Genomic DNA, 15,975 nt, shown 5'->3' with positions numbered 1-15,975 from the left:
TTGGCGTTACTGTCAGTTTCGTGTTCGCTGCAGAACGTCGCCAATTGATCCTTGAAATGGTGCGTGCGAACGGAGCGGTGTCGCTCCGGGAGCTCGCCCGCGTCGTCCAGACCTCCGAAGTGACCGTCCGGCGTGATGTGCGGGCACTCGAGGCAGAAGGACTGCTCGACCGCCGGCACGGCGGTGCGGTGCTGCCGGGCGGATTCACCAGGGAGTCCGGCTTCCCGCAGAAATCCCATCTAGCGACCGCGGAGAAGACGGCCATCGCCGATCTCGCGGCCGGTTTCGTCGAGGAGGGCGAGGCCGTCGTCGTCGGCGCCGGAACCACCACCCAGGAGCTGGCCCGCCGGCTCGCGCGGGTCCCGGGGCTGACCGTGGTCACCAATTCCCTGCTGGTCGCGCAGGCGTTGGCGCATGCCAACCGGGTCGAGGTCGTGATGACCGGCGGCACCCTGCGCGGCTCCAACTACGCCCTGGTCGGCAGCGGCGCCGAGCAGTCCCTCCAGGGGCTGCGGGTCTCGCGCGCCTTCCTGTCCGGCAGCGGGCTGACCGCCGAGCGCGGCCTGTCCACCTCCAACATGCTCTCGGCCAGCGTCGACCGGGCGCTGGTCCAGGCGGCGGCGGAGGTGGTCGTGCTCGCCGACCATACGAAGCTGGGCTCCGACACCATGTTCCAGACGGTGCCCACCGATGTGATCACGCGGCTGGTGACCGATGAGCCGCCCGCCCATGACGACCGTGCCCTGACCGAGCTCCAGGCCCTCGCGGACCAGGGGGTTCAGATCGCCGTGGCCGGGCCGGGCGCGGGGTCCGGCCCGGCCGGGGGCGGTGAGGGCGGCGGTTCGGCGGGGCGACAGTCGGGGCGGCTTGGCCCGTCCCAGGGCCGTGGCGGCGGCGAGGAGGGCCTGCCGCTGCCGGGGCCACGCCGGAACCACCCCCACCCCCCGGGCGGGCCCGGTTCCGCCCAGCTGCGCACCGCGGTGCCGCTGGCGGAGCAGCCGGGGCGGGTGGCGGACCTGGCGCCGCGCCGCCGCTAGCGACTGGCCGCCGGATCGTGACGCCTGCGGCGGGCCACGCGGCGGAGCCGCATATCGATGCTCCCCCTCCCCGCACCTTCCCGAAACTGGGGCTCCGCCCCAGACCCCGCTCCTCAATCTCCCCCAGCTACCGCTGGGAGGTGCCCCCTGGAGGGGCTGGAAGGCGGGGCTCCGCCCCAGGCCCCTGCCGCGCGGCGGAGGCGCATAGCCGTGTCGCGGGGAGGGGCGGGGAGGGGAAGGCGTCGATATGCGGCTCCGGCGCGTGGTCCGCCGGGCACCCGGCAGCCCCGGTAGCGAGTCGTCGCCGATGGGTGTCAGCGGGCCTTGAGGCCCGTGAAGGCCAGCGCCAGCAGCCGGTCGGCCAACTCCGGGTCGTCCGGCGACTGCTCCACGGCCAGTGCGATCGCGTTCGTGAGCTGCATCAGATCGGCGATGACCACATCGGACCGTACGGCACCGCTCTGCTGGGCGCGGGCGAGCAGTTCGCTGCCCGCCTCGCGCAGCGGCAGACCGCAGCCGCGGGACAGCTCCGAGGTCTCGTCGCCCGAGCACGCCATCAGGGCCTGGGACAGCCCGCGGTACGTGCTCGCGTGGTCCACGATCGCGCGCAGCCAGTCGATCAGCGCCTGACACGACCGCGGCGCCTGGGCCAGCTCCCGCGACCGCTCCAGCAGGGCGCATATCTCGCCCTGGAAGACCGCGCCCATCAGCGCGGTGCGGTTGGGGAAGTGGCGATAGAGCGTGCCGATGCCGACGCCCGCGCGGCGTGCGATGTCCTCCAGCGAAGCATCGGTACCGTGCTGGGTGAAGGCCGTGCGCGCCTCGGCCAGCAGCCGCTCGTAGTTGCGGCGCGCGTCGGCGCGCATGGGGCGCGGTGGCGTCTGCGCCGTGGCTGTCTCGATCGCCATCGCGGTCCTCCCTGCCGTGCCTGTCCGTGAGTCAAGCATGCCATTTCGTGACCGGAGGCACGCCCTGGCCAGGCAACGCGGGTGCCGGAGGCGGCATCAAACAGGGCGACGGCACCGTGCGTTGCGGTGCGCCGGAGTGGAAGAACAATGGGACTGACCAGTCGATCACTCGAGTATGTGATGATCGCCCTCGCCGTGGCGTGCGCGGGGCTGACGCTCTGGCTGTGGCCGCGCTTCGCGGGCCGGGGCGTACGGGCCTGGGCGGGGCGGCTGGCCGCCCTCGCCGTGACCCAGTGCGCGATCGTGGCCGCCCTGGCCCTCGCGGTGAACAGCACCTTCCAGTTCTACGGGTCCTGGGACGAACTGCTGGGCGAGGACGATGCGGCACCGGCGGCCCTGTCCCATGTGCAGGGCGGCGCCGCGGGGCCGGTCGGGGAGTCGGGCGGTCTGGTGCGGCCCGCCCCGCCGCAGGGGCTGAACACGGTGCACGGACTGCCGAGCGGGCCGCCCGCCGAGGCGGGCAAGGTCGAGTCGGTGCGGATCCTGGGCCGCCGCAGCCTGGTGGCCAACCCCGCGTATGTCTATCTGCCGCCGCAGTACTTCCAGCGCCAGTACGCCCGGCAGCGCTTCCCCGTGATCGTGGCGATCAGCGGCTACCCCGGCGGATCCTTCCTGCTGGCCCAGCATCTGCGGCTGCCCCAGACCGCGGGCGGGCTGATCCGCACCGGGGCGCTCCAGCCGGCGGTCATCGTGATGGTGCGGCCCACCATCGCCCCGCCCCGCGACACCGAGTGCGTGGACGTCCCCGGTGGTCCCCAGGCCGAGACCTACTTCGCCCGGGACCTGCCGGAGGCGCTGCGGGCGCACTATCGGATCGGCCATGACCCCAGCGCCTGGGGTGTGCTGGGCTATTCGTCTGGAGGCACCTGCGCCCTTCAGCTGACCTTGCGTCATCCCCGCGTCTACAGCGCGGCCGCGGCCCTGTCGCCCGACTACCGCGTGGTCAACGACCCCACCACCGGTGACCTCTTCGGCCGGGGCCCGGCGGGCGATCGCAGGAAGCGGGAGCACGATGTGCTGTGGCGGCTGCGCCATCTGCCCCAGCCGCAGGTGTCGGTGCTGGTGGCCTCCAGCCGCCGGGGCGAGCCCGACTACGGCGCCACCCGCGACTTCCTGGCCGCGGTCCGGCCGCCGATGAGCGCGCAGTCGATCATCCTGGACCGGGGCAGCCACAACTTCCGCACCTGGCGCCGCGAGCTGCCCACCGCCCTGCGGTGGATGAACGGTCAGCTGACCTTCCCGCAGGACGTGGTGCGCAGCCGCTGAGCGGGCCGTACGCGACGACGGCGGGCCCCGGCCGGATGATTCCGGCCGGGGCCCGCCGTCATGGGGCTTGTGGTGGGGAGGTCAGCCCTCGACCTCCCGGTCAGTCCTCGATCTCCCCGTCAGTCCTTGATCTCCCCGTCAGTCCTTGATCTCACAGATGACCGCGCCCGAGGTGAGGGACGCGCCGACCTCGGCGGCAAGGCCCTTGACGGTGCCCGCGCGGTGGGCGTTGATGGGCTGCTCCATCTTCATGGCCTCCAGGACCACGACGAGGTCGCCCTCGGCCACCGTGTCGCCCTCACCCACGGCCACCTTGACGATGGTGCCCTGCATCGGGGAGGCCAGCGCGTCGCCGGAGGCGGCGGAGCCGGACTTCTTGACCGCCTTGCGCTTCGGCTTCTTCGTGCCGCCCGCGGGGGCGGGGGCCACGCCCAGGGAGGCGGGCAGCGAGACCTCGAGCCGCTTGCCGCCGACCTCGACCACGACCGTCTCGCGGCCGGTGGGCTCCTCGGCCTCGTCCGCGCCGGTCGGGGTGAACGGGGCGATGGTGTTGTTGAACTCGGTCTCGATCCAGCGGGTGTGGATGGTGAAGGGCTCGCTGGTGAACGCGGGGTCCTTCACCACGGCCTGGTGGAACGGGATCGCGGTGGCCATGCCCTCGACCTGGAACTCGGCCAGGGCACGGGCCGCCCGCTCCAGGGCCTGCTTCCGCGTGGCGCCGGTGACGATCAGCTTGGCCAGCAGCGAGTCCCACGCGGGGCCGATGACGCTGCCGGACTCCACGCCCGCGTCCAGCCGGACACCGGGCCCGGCGGGCGGCACGAAGGAGGTCACCGTGCCCGGGGCGGGCAGGAAGTTGCGGCCCGGGTCCTCACCGTTGATCCGGAACTCGAACGAGTGCCCCCGCATCGGCGGGTCGTCGTACCCGATGGCCTCACCATCCGCGATACGGAACATCTCGCGGACCAGGTCGATGCCGGTGACCTCTTCGGTGACCGGGTGTTCCACCTGGAGCCGGGTGTTGACCTCGAGGAAGGAGATGGTGCCGTCGTTGCCGACGAGGAACTCGACGGTGCCCGCGCCGACGTACCCGGCCTCCTTCAGGATGGCCTTCGACGCCCGGTACAGCTCCGCGTTCTGCTCTTCCGTCAGGAAGGGGGCGGGGGCCTCTTCGACGAGTTTCTGGTGGCGGCGCTGGAGGGAGCAGTCGCGGGTGGAGACGACGACGACGTTGCCGTGGGTGTCGGCCAGGCACTGGGTCTCCACATGCCGGGGCTTGTCCAGGTAGCGCTCGACGAAGCACTCGCCGCGGCCGAAGGCGGCCACGGCCTCGCGGACGGCGGAGTCGTAGAGCTCGGGGACCTCGTCCATCGTGCGGGCGACCTTCAGACCGCGGCCGCCGCCGCCGAAGGCGGCCTTGATGGCGATCGGGAGACCGTGCTGTTCGGCGAAGGCCACGACCTCCTCCGCCCCGGAGACGGGGTCGGGGGTCCCGGCCACCAGCGGAGCACCCGCGCGCTGGGCGATGTGCCGGGCGGCGACCTTGTCACCGAGGTCGCGGATGGCGTGCGGCGGGGGGCCGATCCAGGTCAGGCCCGCGTCCAGGACGGCCTGGGCGAACTCGGCGTTCTCGGAGAGGAATCCGTAGCCGGGGTGGACGGCGTCGGCGCCGGATTCGGCGGCCGCGGCCAGGACCTTGGCCTGGTCGAGATAGCTGGCCGCCGGGGTGTCACCACCCAGCGCATAGGCTTCATCGGCCGCGCGCACATGCACAGCGTCCCGGTCCGGATCGGCGTAGACGGCTACGCTCGCGATCCCGGCATCCCGGCAGGCACGGGCAACACGGACAGCGATCTCGCCACGGTTGGCGATGAGCACCTTGCGCACGATGGCTCCCTCCTTGAAACAAGCCGAGTTTAGGTACAGGCAACACCTCGCGCCGAGCAGACCCCGGGCGTGAGCTTGACCACACGGAGCGTGAACCTCGCGCTGGACGAACGTCCGGCTCCCCCGTCGCTCCACGGTACGCCCGGTTTTCCGGGCCGTGGCGCGGTCCGCGATGTGGGCAAGGTCTCTGGCGCGCCGTGCTGCGGCGCTTCACGTTTCTTTGTGGAGACCCTACGAATGCCGGGCGGAAACTTTGCCACGGCGTTCAGCTCGTCCGCACCTCTTGTGGCGGCGCTTACCCATTAGTAGCGTGCTTCGGCACTGAACAGAGTGGAGGGGATCGCGGTGGCGCGCAGACCAGTGGCCGCGGTGGCGGCAGTGACGCTGATGGTCGAGGCGGTCGGCATAGCGCTGCTGAACTGGATCCTCGGCCTGGTCGTGGACCGTCAGCAGATGTCCTTGGGCGGCATGGACACCGACGCGATGTCGATCGGGACCTGGGCCGCGGGCGGCCTCTTCGGCCTCTATCTGCTGGTGTGCGGGGTGGTGCTGCTGCGCACCGCCGTGCGGGACCGCGCCCCCGGCCGCCTGGCCCGCATCCTGCTCATCACCTGTGCGGTGGTGCACGGGCTGGTGGGCGCGTTCTCGGTCGGCCTGGTGGGCTGGGCGGCGTTCGCGTTCATGATGGTGGTGCTGGGGCTGATCGTGCTGAGCCTGCTGGGGTACGAGGCGGAGCCGCCCGCCAAGCCCTCCGCCGAGGCCGCGGGCGGGGGTCATGACGCCCCCAGCCCGGCCTGAGCCCGGGAGAGTTCCAGGGAAAGACCTAAGGGAAGTCCAGGGAAACGCCTAGCCGGAATTCTCTAGTCGCTCCAGAGGTCCGTGATCCGCACGTCCAGTTCGGCGAGCAGCCGGCGGAACAGCGGCAGGGACAGCCCGATCACGTTTCCGGAGTCGCCCTCGATCCCGTCGATGAACGGCGCCGAACGGCCGTCGAGCGTGAACGCGCCCGCCACGTGCAGCGGTTCGCCGCTGGCGACGTACGCCGCGATCTCCTCGTCCGTCGGCTCGCCGAAGTGGACGGTGGTGGACGCGGTGGCCGAGGTGCGGCGGCCGCTCGCCGTGTCGATCACGCAGTGCCCGGTGCGCAGCACCCCGGCCCGGCCGCGCATCGACTTCCAGCGGGCGGTGGCCTCCTCGGCGTCGGCCGGTTTGCCGAGCGCCTGACCGTCGAGTTCCAGCACCGAGTCGCAGCCGACGACGAGGGAGCCGGCCGCCTCCGGAAGCCCGGCCACGGCGGTGGCCTTCGCCTCGGCCAGCACCCGGGCCAGCTCGGCGGGGGTCTCGGCGCTGATCGCGTCCTCGTCCACCCCGCTGACGATCACCTTGGGCGCCAGTCCGGCCTGTCGCAGCAGCCCGAGCCGGGCGGGCGAGGCGGACGCGAGGACGAGAGTGCGCTGCGCAGTCATGCGCACCAGGGTAAGCCGCTCCCGGCGAGGCACCGGGGGCCAGGGGCACCTGCTACGGGGTGTCCGCCCCGCGGCAGGGGCTTCGCCCCTGGACCCCGGGGGCTGGGGCGGAGCCCCAGTTGCGGGAAGGGGCGGGGAGGGGGCAGCATCGATATGCGGCTCCGCCGCGTGGCCCGCCGCAGGCGTACGCGTACCGCCGGACAGGACGTCCGCTAGGGCCACATCCCCAGGATGCACATCGCCAGCAGCACGGAGACGGTCAGAACGGTGCGGGCGCGGCGGAGCATGGCCTCGGCGCGCCGCAGTTCCTCGGGCGGCTCATCGGGCGGCTCGGACCACAGCATGAATCCGATCCTGAGGCCGGAGACGCCGGGGCGCCTGAGTACGCGTACTCAGGCGCCCCGGTGCGAAGCTGCCATGCGGCCCGCCGCGGGCCGCTCAGGCCGGCCAGTAGGTGGTGCGCCACGCCTTGGGACCCGGGTGCGGCACCCGGTGGCTGGGGACGGTGCGGGCAGGGTCGGACCACTCCTCCGGATCGTCCTCGGTCTGCGCGGCGGCCATGGCGGCCGCCGCGCGTGCTTGCACCACCGCCAGAGTGGCGGCCAACTCCTCGGGGGTCGGGTTGCCCCGGACAATACGGATCATGGAAACAGCCCTTCGCTAGGGGGCTAGAGGGGGATGTTGCCGTGCTTCTTCGGGGGCAGCGCTTCGCGCTTGTTCCGCAACGTCCGCAGACCGCGGACGATGTGGCGACGGGTCTCGGAGGGCATGATCACAGCATCCACATACCCCCGCTCGGCCGCGATATACGGATTGAGGAGGGTGTCCTCGTAGTCCGCGATCAGCTCGGTGCGGGTGGCCTCCGGATCGTCGGAGGAGGCGATGGTGCGCCGGTGGAGGATGTTGACCGCGCCCTGGGCGCCCATGACCGCGATCTGCGCCGTCGGCCAGGCCAGGTTGAGGTCCGCGCCCAGGTGCTTGGAGCCCATCACGTCGTACGCGCCGCCGAACGCCTTGCGGGTGATGACCGTGATCAGCGGGACGGTGGCCTCCGCGTAGGCGAAGATCAGCTTGGCGCCGCGCCGGATGATGCCGTTGTACTCCTGGTCGGTGCCGGGCAGGAAGCCGGGCACGTCCACGAAGGTCAGCACGGGCACGTTGAACGCGTCGCAGGTGCGCACGAAGCGCGCGGCCTTCTCGGAGGCGTCGATGTCCAGACAGCCGGCGAACTGCATCGGCTGGTTGGCCACGATGCCCACCGGGTGGCCCTCGACCCGGCCGAAGCCGGTGATGATGTTGGGCGCGAAGAGCGCCTGCGTCTCCATGAACTCGTTGTCGTCCAGCACGTGCTCGATGGCCTTGTGCACGTCGTACGGCTGGTTCGCCGAGTCCGGGATGAGGGTGTCCATCTCCCGGTCCTCGTCCGAGACCTCCAGATCGGCCTCGTCGGGGAAGGCCGGGGGCTCGGAGAGGTTGTTGGAGGGGAGGTAGGACAGCAGCGCCTTGACGTACTCGATGCCGTCCTTCTCGTCCCCGGCCATGTAGTGCGCGACACCGGAGGTGGTGTTGTGGGTCCGGGCGCCGCCCAGCGCCTCGAAGCCGACGTCCTCACCGGTGACGGTCTTGATCACATCCGGCCCGGTGATGAACATGTGCGAGGTCTGGTCGACCATCACCGTGAAGTCGGTGATCGCCGGGGAGTAGACCGCTCCGCCCGCGCACGGTCCCACCACCAGGCTGATCTGCGGGATCACCCCGGAGGCGTGGGTGTTGCGGCGGAAGATCTCGCCGTACATGCCGAGGGAGACCACACCCTCCTGGATGCGGGCGCCACCGGAGTCGTTGATGCCGACGACCGGACAGCCGGTCTTCAGCGCGAAGTCCATCACCTTGACGATCTTCTCGCCGAACACCTCCCCGAGCGCCCCGCCGAAGACCGTGAAGTCCTGGGAGAACACGGCCACCGGGCGGCCGTCGACCGTGCCGTAACCGGTCACGACCCCGTCCCCGTAGGGCCGGTTCTGGTCGATGCCGAAGTTGGTCGAGCGGTGCCGGGCGAACTCGTCGAGCTCGGTGAAGGACCCCTCGTCCAGGAGGAGGTCGATGCGTTCGCGCGCGGTGAGCTTGCCCTTGGCGTGCTGCTTCTCCACCGCGCGTGCGGACCCGGCGTGGGTCGCTTCTTCGATGCGGCGCTTCAGGTCCGCGAGCTTCCCCGCGGTGGTGTGGCGGTCTGGAATCTCGGGGGCGGTCTCCGGCTCGGTGGACATCGGGATGCGGCTCCTGCTCGTCCTGGGGGTGGATACGGCGGGTCTTCAGGATCGGGGGAAGGCGGGGAACGGGGTCGTACGGGTCGTGATCGTGATCAGACGGGGCCTGTCGGGTTTCGGGGGTTCCGGACAGTTCGGCGGCTTTGCGCTGGCTGGGCTACCGGCACGTAGCGTATCGGCGGCACCGCTTGGTGGCACTGCGTCGTTGGCCACACCTCCTGACCCTAGGCTGGCCCCCATGACGCCTTCTGACACCTCAGGGAGCCCAGGTGACGCGCGCGGACGCTGGTCCGACCTGGAGCGGCCGCCGCTGAACGCCGCCGCGCTGCGCCGCGGGCTGGTGCGCCCCGGCGGGCTGTGGACCGAGCTCGAGGTGGTGCGGGCGACCGGCTCGACCAATACGGATCTGGTCACCCGGGCCCGGGCCGGAGCCCCCGAGGGCACGGTGCTCATCGCCGAGGAGCAGACCGCGGGGCGCGGCCGGCTCGACCGCGCCTGGACGGCTCCGGCCAGGTCCGGTCTCTTCTTCTCCATCCTGCTACGGCCCGGCGGCGCCGGCGTGCCCACCGAGCGCTGGGGCTGGCTGCCGCTGCTCGCCGGGGTCGCGGCCGCCGGGGCGCTCAGCCGTACGGCGGGTGTGGACACCGCGCTGAAGTGGCCGAACGACCTGCTGGTGACGGTCGAGGGCGAGGAGCGGAAGTTCGGCGGGATCCTCGCCGAGCGGGCCGGGGACGCGGTGGTGATCGGCATGGGGCTGAACGTCTCGCTGCGCGCCGGTGAACTTCCCGTTCCCACCGCCGGGTCGCTGGCCCTGGCGAACGCGATCTCCACCGACCGCGATCCGCTGCTGCGGGCCGTGCTGCGCTCGATCGCGGAGTGGTACGGGGAGTGGCGCCGGTTCGAGGGCGACCCCGGGGCGAGCGGCCTCCAGGAGACGTACGCGGCGGGCTGTGCGACCCTCGGGCGCCAGGTGCGCGCCGAGCTTCCGGGCGGCCGGGAGCGTATCGGCGAGGCGGTCGCGATCGACGGCGACGGGCGTCTGGTTCTGGCCACAGAAGGCGGGGTTCAGGAGCCGGTCTCCGCCGGGGACATCGTGCATCTACGCTCCGTACCGAGGGAGGAATGACCCTCCCGCGCAAGAGTGAGCTACGGCACACCTGACGTATCGTGGTCGCGGTCGGTCCAGCTCGGGGCGGCTGTGAGCGAGCTCGGGACCGGGCCGGGAAGAGGGAACGGAAGGGCAGTGCGCAGGGATCGGACAGGGGGCGGGCGGTGACCGCCGACGACGCGGGTTCCGGCACGGCCGAGGAGCGCGAGGTGCTGGACGCCGCCGCGCCCGACGGGGCCGTACGGGACACCGGGGCGCGGGAGAGCGCCGCCGCGGAGGCCCCCGGCGACGAGGGCCAGCCGGACCCCATCGCGCTCCGGCTGGAGCAGCTGATCCTCGGCGCCGAGCGGCGCTACACCCCCTTCCAGGCCGCCCGCAGCGCGGGCGTCTCGGTCGAGCTGGCCACCCGCTTCTGGCGGGCCATGGGCTTCGCCGACATCGGCCAGGCCAAGGCGCTGACCGAGGCCGACGTACTGGCGCTGCGCCGGCTGTCCGGCCTGGTCGAGGCCGGGCTGCTGAGCGAGCCGATGGCCATCCAGGTGGCGCGGTCCACCGGCCAGACCACCGCCCGGCTCGCCGACTGGCAGATCGACTCCTTCCTGGAGGGGCTCACCGACCCCCAGGAGACCGGCATGACCCGGACCGAGATCGCGTATCCGCTGGTCGAGCTGTTGCTGCCGGAGCTGGAGGAGTTCCTGGTCTACGTCTACCGGCGCCAGCTCGCGGCCGCGACCGGCCGGGTGGTGCAGGCGGCTGACGACGTCGAGATGGTGGACCGGCGGCTGGCGGTCGGCTTCGCGGACCTGGTGAGCTTCACCCGGCTGACCCGGCGGCTGGAGGAGGAGGAGCTCGGCGAGCTGGTCGAGGCGTTCGAGACCACGGCCGCAGACCTGGTGGCGGCGCACGGCGGGCGGCTGATCAAGACCCTCGGCGACGAGGTGCTCTACGCGGCCGACGACGCGGGCATCGCCGCCGAGATCGCGCTGCGCCTGATCGAGACGCTGACGCATGACGAGACGATGCCCGAGCTGCGGGTCGGGATCGCGTTCGGCACGGTCACGACGCGGATGGGCGATGTCTTCGGCACGACGGTGAACCTGGCCAGCCGGCTGACGTCCATAGCCCCCAAGAACGCGGTCCTGGTGGACGGCGCGTTCGCCGAGGAGCTGAGCCGCACCGGGGAGGCCCCGGTGTCGGAGGCGGAGGCCGCGGAGGCGGCCGCCGCGGCGGAGAAGGAGGGCGAGGAGCCGCCCTCGTACCGCTTCGCGCTCCAGCCGATGTGGCAGCGGCCGGTGCGTGGCCTCGGGGTCGTGGAGCCGTGGCTGCTGAGCCGTCGCGCGTGAGCCCGGCTCCGGCCGGATCGTTCCGGTGGCGCCGACCGGATGACTGAACCGAACGCGGCGCGGGGCCTGTTGGGCTAGCCTACGTCCGCAAGATCCACTCGGTGGATCCCAGGTCCTGTCGTCGAAGTAGCACCGTCCGCGTCCGCCCGCGGGGTGGGCCCGGCGGTGTCCAGGAGCACGTGTGACCCAGCTTTTCGATTCGAGTGCTCACCGTCCGGGCGCCTTACCCCCGCCGGGCTGTCCCGCCCACGGGGAGACCGGCGCCGAACCGCTCCACGCGCCCGAGTTCGGTACGGACCCCTTCGCGGTCTACCGGCGGCTGCGCGAGGCCCACGGCCCGCTCGCGCCGGTGGAGCTGGACAGAGGCGTACCGGCCATGTTGTGCCTGGGGTACGACACGGCGCTGGAGGTCATGCGGCGCCCCGAGACCTTCTCCAAGGACCCCCGCCACTGGCGGGACAGGAACGAGGGCCTGCTGCCGGAGTCCAGCTACGCCCCGCAGGTCATCAGGCCCCGGCCGCAGGTCGACTTCGTGGACGGCGAGGAGCACCGGCGGCTGCGCGGCGCCATCGAGGACACCACCGGCCGGATCGACTCCAGCGCGCTGCGGAACTACGTCGAGCGCATCGCCGACTCGCTGATCGACCAGTTCTGCGAGGCGGGCGAGGCCGAGCTGATCGGGACGTACTGCGCACTGGTCCCGATCATGGTGACCAGCCAGCTCTTCGGCTGCCCGCAGGAGATCATGGACCGGCTGCTGCGGGGCGTGGCGGCGTTCATCGACGGCTCGGACCCCTCGGGCGGGGACCGGACCTCGGGCGCGGCGCTGCGCGAGCTGATCGACCTCAAGCGGCGCGAGCCGGGCGCCGACATCACCTCCTGGCTGATCGCCCATCCGGCGCGGCTGACCGACGAGGAGCTGGTCGAGCAGCTGCTGCTGCTGATCGGGATGGTGACCGGGGTGGTGCCCGGTCTGATCGGCAACGCCCTGCGGGTGCTGCTCACTGACGAGCGGTTCTCGGGCGAGCTGATGGGCGGCAGCATGCTCGTCGAGGACGCCCTGGACGAGGTGCTGTGGACCGACCCGCCGCTGGCCAACATGGGGCTCTACTTCCCGGTGCACGACACCAACCTCGCCGGGAAGCGGCTGCGCGCGGGCGACGCCGTGATGATCAGCTTCGCGGCGACCAACCGGGACGCCCTGCTGCGGTCCCCGCACAAGCAGGGCAACCGGGCCCATCTGGCGTTCGGCGCGGGTGCCCATGCCTGCCCCGGCCGGTCCTCGGCCCGGCTGATCGCCTCCGTCGCGCTGGAGAAGCTGCTGGACCGGATCCCCGATCTGGCGCTCGCCGGGGAGATCGAGGAGCTGAAGTGGCTCTCCGGGATCTTCGTACGGGGGGTGATCACGCTGCCGGTGCGGTTCGCTCCCGTTCCCGGGCCGGGGAGTCGGCGCGGCGCACCGCCCGCCGCCCGTCCGGGGGAGCCGGGTCCGCAGGGCCGGCCGGGCCCGCAGGGCCAGTGGCAGGAGACGCAGCCGGGGACGCCTCCGACGCCGCCCATCCCGCCGATCTCGCTGCCGTTCGCCACCGACGCGGCGTCCGCGGCCGAGCCCCCGACGGGGTCGGAGCCGGGGGCGGATCCGGAGCAGGGGGAGGACGGGCAGAAGCAGCAGTCGATCCTGCTGGGCTTCCTGAACCGGTGGCGGCGGGCCCGCTAAGCGCTCCGCGGGAAGTGGCGCAAGGTACGGTCGTTCATCCGCGGCCGCGTCGTGGCTGGTCCCACGCGGCGGAGCCGCATATCGACACAGCCGCCGGCGGAGCCGCACATCGACACAGCCCCGCGCCCCTTCGGGGCGCAACGAACCGCACCGGACTTCAGCGAGGGCGCTGAGGGCGGGCCTGTCCGGGCGCTCACAGGTTCCGCACGCCCCGGGGAGCTGGAATGATCGCGGGCAGTGTGTTCACGGTCGTTAACCGGGAGGGTGTGTGATGAGTGAGCAGCGGTACGGGGAGTGGGTCGCGGTCCGCAGGGACGGCTTCGTGGCCGAGCTGGTGCTGGACCGGCCCAAGGCCATGAACGCGGTCTCGTCGGAGATGGCGCGCTCCATCGCGGCGGCCTGCGCGGCGCTGTTCGAGGACCGCGACGTCCGGGCCGTGGTGCTGACCTCGACCCATGAGCGGGCCTTCTGCGTGGGCGCCGACCTCAAGGAGCGCAACTCGCTCACCGACGCCGAGATGATGCGGCACCGCCCGGTCTCCCGCGCCGCCTACACCGGGGTGCTGGAGCTGCCGATGCCGGCCATCGCCGCGGTGCACGGCTATGCGCTGGGCGGCGGCTTCGAGCTGGCCCTGTCGTGCGACGTGATCGTGGCCGACCCCACCGCCGTGGTGGGGCTGCCCGAGGTGTCGGTCGGGGTGATCCCGGGCGGTGGCGGCACCCAGCTGCTGCCGCGCCGGGTGGGCGCCGCGCGCGCCGCCGAGCTGATCTTCTCCGCGCGCCGGGTGGCCGCCGCGGAGGCCCATGCGCTGGGCCTGGTGGACCGGCTGACGGCGGAGGGCGAGGACCGGGCCGAGGCGCTGGAGCTCGCCCGGGGCATCGCCGCCAACTCCCCGGTCGGGGTGCGGGCCGCCAAGAAGGCGCTGCGGCTGGGGCAGGGGCTGGATCTGCGGGCCGGTCTCGAGGTCGAGGACGCGGCGTGGCGGACGGTGGCCTTCTCGGGGGACCGCGCGGAGGGTGTGGCCGCGTTCAACGAGAAGCGTCCGGCGGACTGGCCGGGGGAGTGACGGACCCGGACCGGGAGGTGGCGGACTTTTCGGCAGGGGGAGCAGCAGGGGGAGTAGCGACCCCGGACCGGGGAAGTTGACCGGATCCGGGGAGTGGCCCCGGCCCGGGGGGAGCGAAGCGGCCACCGGGGGTGACCGTTCGCTCGGATACCCGGGGTGAACGGCCCGCAGCGGATTGTTCTCGACGTTCTTACGCTGGAGAGCAGAGCGAACGATGCATGGCCGTGAGGAATGCGAGGCCGTCGTGACGGACAACGGGGAGATCGGCGGGTGGCCCGGCGGGGTCGACGGACGATTGCGGGCCGTCGTGCGGCTCGCTCAGGAGATGGCGGCGGCGCACACCCCGCAGGAGTCGATGGGCGCGGCGGCCGAGGCGGCCTGCCGCGCCCTCGGCGGCAGCTTCGCGGCGATCTCGATGTGGGAGCGCGAGCGCGGGCGGCTGCGGGTCCTGGTGAACGTGGGCGAGCTGATGGCGGGCGAGGAGCGGCTGCCGGAGGACGAGTCGTACCCGGTGCACGACTTCCCGGAGATCGCCGAATTCGTGCATGAGCACTGGGCCGCGGGCGGGGAGCCGCACGCCTGGGTCGAGACGGCCGAGGGCGTGGGCACCGGCGTCGGCGTGGGCTCGGCCCCGCCCAGCGGCAGCTGGGGGAGGGTGGCCGCGCTGCGGCGGCGTGGCCGGGGCAGCTGTGTGGTGGCCCCGATCGTGCTGCACGGGCGGGCGTGGGGCGAGCTGTACGTGGCCCGGCCGGCCGGGCGGCCCGTCTTCGACCGCGACGACGCCGACTTCGCGACCGTGCTGGCCTCGGTGACCGCCGCCGGGCTGGCCCAGACCGAGCGCCTGGAGGAGGCCCGCCGCCTGGCCTTCACCGATCCGCTGACGGGTCTCGGCAACCGGCGGGCGGTGGACATACGGCTGGACGAGGCGCTGGAGGCGTACCACGCGGACGGCACGGTGGTGAGCCTGGTGGTCTGCGACCTCAACGGCCTCAAGCGGGTGAACGACACCCTCGGCCACGCGGTCGGCGATCGCCTGCTGGAACGATTCGGCTCATTGCTGTCCATATGCGGCGCGATGCTGCCCGGGGCGCTGGTGGCCCGGCTGGGCGGCGATGAGTTCTGCCTGCTGGGGGTCGGGCCCCCGGCGGACGAGGTGGTCCGGGTGGCCGATGAGCTGTGCCGGCGGGCGGCGGAGCTGGAACTGGGCGAGGGGGTGGCCTGCGGGATCGCCTCCACGGGCGATCCGATCGGCCCCGTGCCGTCGGCCCGCCGCCTCTTCCGCCTGGCGGACGCGGCGCAGTACCGGGCGAAGGCGGCGCGCTCGCAGAAGCCGGTTGTGGCGGGCCGGGATGGCGGTGCGGAGGACGCGGTGATCCGCCTCGCCGACACGTCCCCCGCCCACCCCCCGGAACGCCGCCGCTTCCGAGGCCGCCGCTAACCCCGGCCACGAGCCCCGCCCCGGGCCCGCACGGGGCTGCGCCCCGGGTCTCGCTGTGGCTGTGCGCCTGAGCCCCGAGGCGGGGGGCGTGGCGCGTGTCGTTCCCCACCCCGCCCCTTCCCGAATCCGGGGGCAGGCCCCCGGCCCCCCACCGGGGCTCCGCCCCGGACCCCGCTCCTCAATCGCCGGAGGGGCTGGAACGGCCTCCCGCTCCTGGCTCCGCGGGGGCTGAGGGGTTCAGCTCCGCTGGGGGCCGGGTGCAGCACCGCCGAGGCCCAGGGTGCAGCACCGCCGAGGCTCGGGGTGCAGCACCGCCGAGGCCCGGGGCGCAAAACCGCCGGGGTCCTGGGCGCAGCACCGCTGAAGCGCGGGGTCCAACCCGCAGGGGCCCGGGAGCGTAGCCCGGGACGGT

At 72.8% G+C, this 15,975-nt stretch carries 14 protein-coding genes; 8 read left to right on the top strand and 6 right to left on the bottom strand.

What is annotated here, in order from left to right:
• The first annotated feature begins 56 nt into the window (after positions 1–56).
• Positions 57–1,037, top strand: coding sequence for a DeoR/GlpR family DNA-binding transcription regulator (locus KHP12_RS23455; protein WP_240813061.1), 981 nt, complete (start codon positions 57–59; stop codon positions 1,035–1,037).
• A 314-nt stretch (positions 1,038–1,351) separates the two neighbouring features.
• On the opposite strand, the gene KHP12_RS23450 is transcribed toward KHP12_RS23455, so the two are convergent.
• Entirely contained in the window at positions 1,352–1,945 is a 594-nt protein-coding gene (locus KHP12_RS23450; RefSeq protein WP_086886568.1) for a TetR/AcrR family transcriptional regulator, read from the bottom strand.
• 147 nt (positions 1,946–2,092) lie between these two features.
• Between KHP12_RS23450 and KHP12_RS23445 the strand changes: the two genes are divergently transcribed.
• Positions 2,093–3,271 carry an alpha/beta hydrolase gene (locus tag KHP12_RS23445; protein ID WP_086886569.1) on the top strand — a complete coding sequence of 393 codons (1,179 nt, stop codon included), beginning with the start codon at positions 2,093–2,095 and terminating at the stop codon, positions 3,269–3,271.
• Between the two features lie 138 nt (positions 3,272–3,409).
• Here KHP12_RS23445 and KHP12_RS23440 read toward each other — a convergent pair whose 3' ends face one another.
• Positions 3,410–5,158 carry an acetyl/propionyl/methylcrotonyl-CoA carboxylase subunit alpha gene (locus KHP12_RS23440; protein WP_210609391.1) on the bottom strand — a complete coding sequence of 583 codons (1,749 nt, stop codon included), beginning with the start codon at positions 5,156–5,158 and terminating at the stop codon, positions 3,410–3,412.
• Positions 5,159–5,503: 345 nt separating this feature from the next.
• Here KHP12_RS23440 and KHP12_RS23435 point away from each other — a divergent pair, with 345 nt between their 5' ends.
• Entirely contained in the window at positions 5,504–5,956 is a 453-nt protein-coding gene (locus KHP12_RS23435) for a hypothetical protein (protein ID WP_086886416.1), read from the top strand.
• 62 nt (positions 5,957–6,018) lie between these two features.
• Here KHP12_RS23435 and KHP12_RS23430 read toward each other — a convergent pair whose 3' ends face one another.
• From KHP12_RS23430 to KHP12_RS23420, 4 genes are all read right to left on the bottom strand, one after another.
• Positions 6,019–6,624, bottom strand: coding sequence for a Maf family protein (locus KHP12_RS23430; RefSeq protein ID WP_210609389.1), 606 nt, complete (start codon positions 6,622–6,624; stop codon positions 6,019–6,021).
• A gap of 212 nt (positions 6,625–6,836) precedes the next feature.
• Positions 6,837–6,968, bottom strand: coding sequence for a morphogenic membrane protein MmpB (gene mmpB, locus KHP12_RS52465; RefSeq protein WP_020870724.1), 132 nt, complete (start codon positions 6,966–6,968; stop codon positions 6,837–6,839).
• 94 nt (positions 6,969–7,062) lie between these two features.
• The gene (locus tag KHP12_RS23425; RefSeq protein WP_086883216.1) at positions 7,063–7,269 is read right to left on the bottom strand and encodes an acyl-CoA carboxylase subunit epsilon; all 207 of its coding nucleotides are present in this window, start codon (positions 7,267–7,269) and stop codon (positions 7,063–7,065) included.
• 23 nt (positions 7,270–7,292) lie between these two features.
• Positions 7,293–8,891, bottom strand: coding sequence for an acyl-CoA carboxylase subunit beta (locus KHP12_RS23420; RefSeq protein WP_086883215.1), 1,599 nt, complete (start codon positions 8,889–8,891; stop codon positions 7,293–7,295).
• A gap of 238 nt (positions 8,892–9,129) precedes the next feature.
• On the opposite strand from KHP12_RS23420, the gene KHP12_RS23415 reads away from it, so the two are divergent.
• The 5 genes from KHP12_RS23415 to KHP12_RS23395 all read left to right on the top strand — a co-directional run bounded on the left by KHP12_RS23415 (position 9,130) and on the right by KHP12_RS23395 (position 15,563).
• Positions 9,130–10,017, top strand: a complete 888-nt coding sequence (locus KHP12_RS23415) for a biotin--[acetyl-CoA-carboxylase] ligase (RefSeq protein WP_086883214.1) — start codon at positions 9,130–9,132, stop codon at positions 10,015–10,017.
• 146 nt (positions 10,018–10,163) lie between these two features.
• Positions 10,164–11,342 (top strand): adenylate/guanylate cyclase domain-containing protein, encoded by a 1,179-nt coding sequence (locus KHP12_RS23410; RefSeq protein WP_086883213.1) that lies wholly within the window; start codon positions 10,164–10,166, stop codon positions 11,340–11,342.
• Between the two features lie 181 nt (positions 11,343–11,523).
• Positions 11,524–13,059, top strand: a complete 1,536-nt coding sequence (locus KHP12_RS52460) for a cytochrome P450 family protein (protein ID WP_211833660.1) — start codon at positions 11,524–11,526, stop codon at positions 13,057–13,059.
• A 271-nt stretch (positions 13,060–13,330) separates the two neighbouring features.
• The gene (locus KHP12_RS23400; RefSeq protein WP_211833658.1) at positions 13,331–14,125 is read left to right on the top strand and encodes an enoyl-CoA hydratase/isomerase family protein; all 795 of its coding nucleotides are present in this window, start codon (positions 13,331–13,333) and stop codon (positions 14,123–14,125) included.
• Between the two features lie 325 nt (positions 14,126–14,450).
• A complete protein-coding gene (locus KHP12_RS23395; protein ID WP_210610432.1) occupies positions 14,451–15,563 on the top strand; it encodes a sensor domain-containing diguanylate cyclase in 1,113 nt (370 codons plus the stop codon).
• Positions 15,564–15,975 lie beyond the last annotated feature (412 nt).

Source organism: Streptomyces asiaticus (genome assembly GCF_018138715.1).
GTDB classification, from domain to species: Bacteria; Actinomycetota; Actinomycetes; order Streptomycetales; family Streptomycetaceae; genus Streptomyces; species Streptomyces asiaticus.
Note: the sequence above shows the minus strand (reverse complement) of the source record. Positions and strands in the feature narration are given on the sequence as shown.

What these genes read in the sequence shown, in the direction of transcription:
- mmpB (WP_020870724.1), bottom strand. Translation starts at nt 6,968, where the DNA reads ATGCTGTGGTCCGAGCCGCCCGATGAGCCGCCCGAGGAACTGCGGCGC.
- KHP12_RS23445 (WP_086886569.1), top strand. Translation starts at nt 2,093, where the DNA reads ATGGGACTGACCAGTCGATCACTCGAGTATGTGATGATCGCCCTCGCC.
- KHP12_RS23455 (WP_240813061.1), top strand. Translation starts at nt 57, where the DNA reads ATGGTGCGTGCGAACGGAGCGGTGTCGCTCCGGGAGCTCGCCCGCGTC.
- KHP12_RS23415 (WP_086883214.1), top strand. Translation starts at nt 9,130, where the DNA reads ATGACGCCTTCTGACACCTCAGGGAGCCCAGGTGACGCGCGCGGACGC.
- KHP12_RS23450 (WP_086886568.1), bottom strand. Translation starts at nt 1,945, where the DNA reads ATGGCGATCGAGACAGCCACGGCGCAGACGCCACCGCGCCCCATGCGC.
- KHP12_RS23400 (WP_211833658.1), top strand. Translation starts at nt 13,331, where the DNA reads ATGAGTGAGCAGCGGTACGGGGAGTGGGTCGCGGTCCGCAGGGACGGC.
- KHP12_RS23425 (WP_086883216.1), bottom strand. Translation starts at nt 7,269, where the DNA reads ATGATCCGTATTGTCCGGGGCAACCCGACCCCCGAGGAGTTGGCCGCC.
- KHP12_RS23430 (WP_210609389.1), bottom strand. Translation starts at nt 6,624, where the DNA reads ATGACTGCGCAGCGCACTCTCGTCCTCGCGTCCGCCTCGCCCGCCCGG.
- KHP12_RS23420 (WP_086883215.1), bottom strand. Translation starts at nt 8,891, where the DNA reads ATGTCCACCGAGCCGGAGACCGCCCCCGAGATTCCAGACCGCCACACC.
- KHP12_RS23395 (WP_210610432.1), top strand. Translation starts at nt 14,451, where the DNA reads ATGGCGGCGGCGCACACCCCGCAGGAGTCGATGGGCGCGGCGGCCGAG.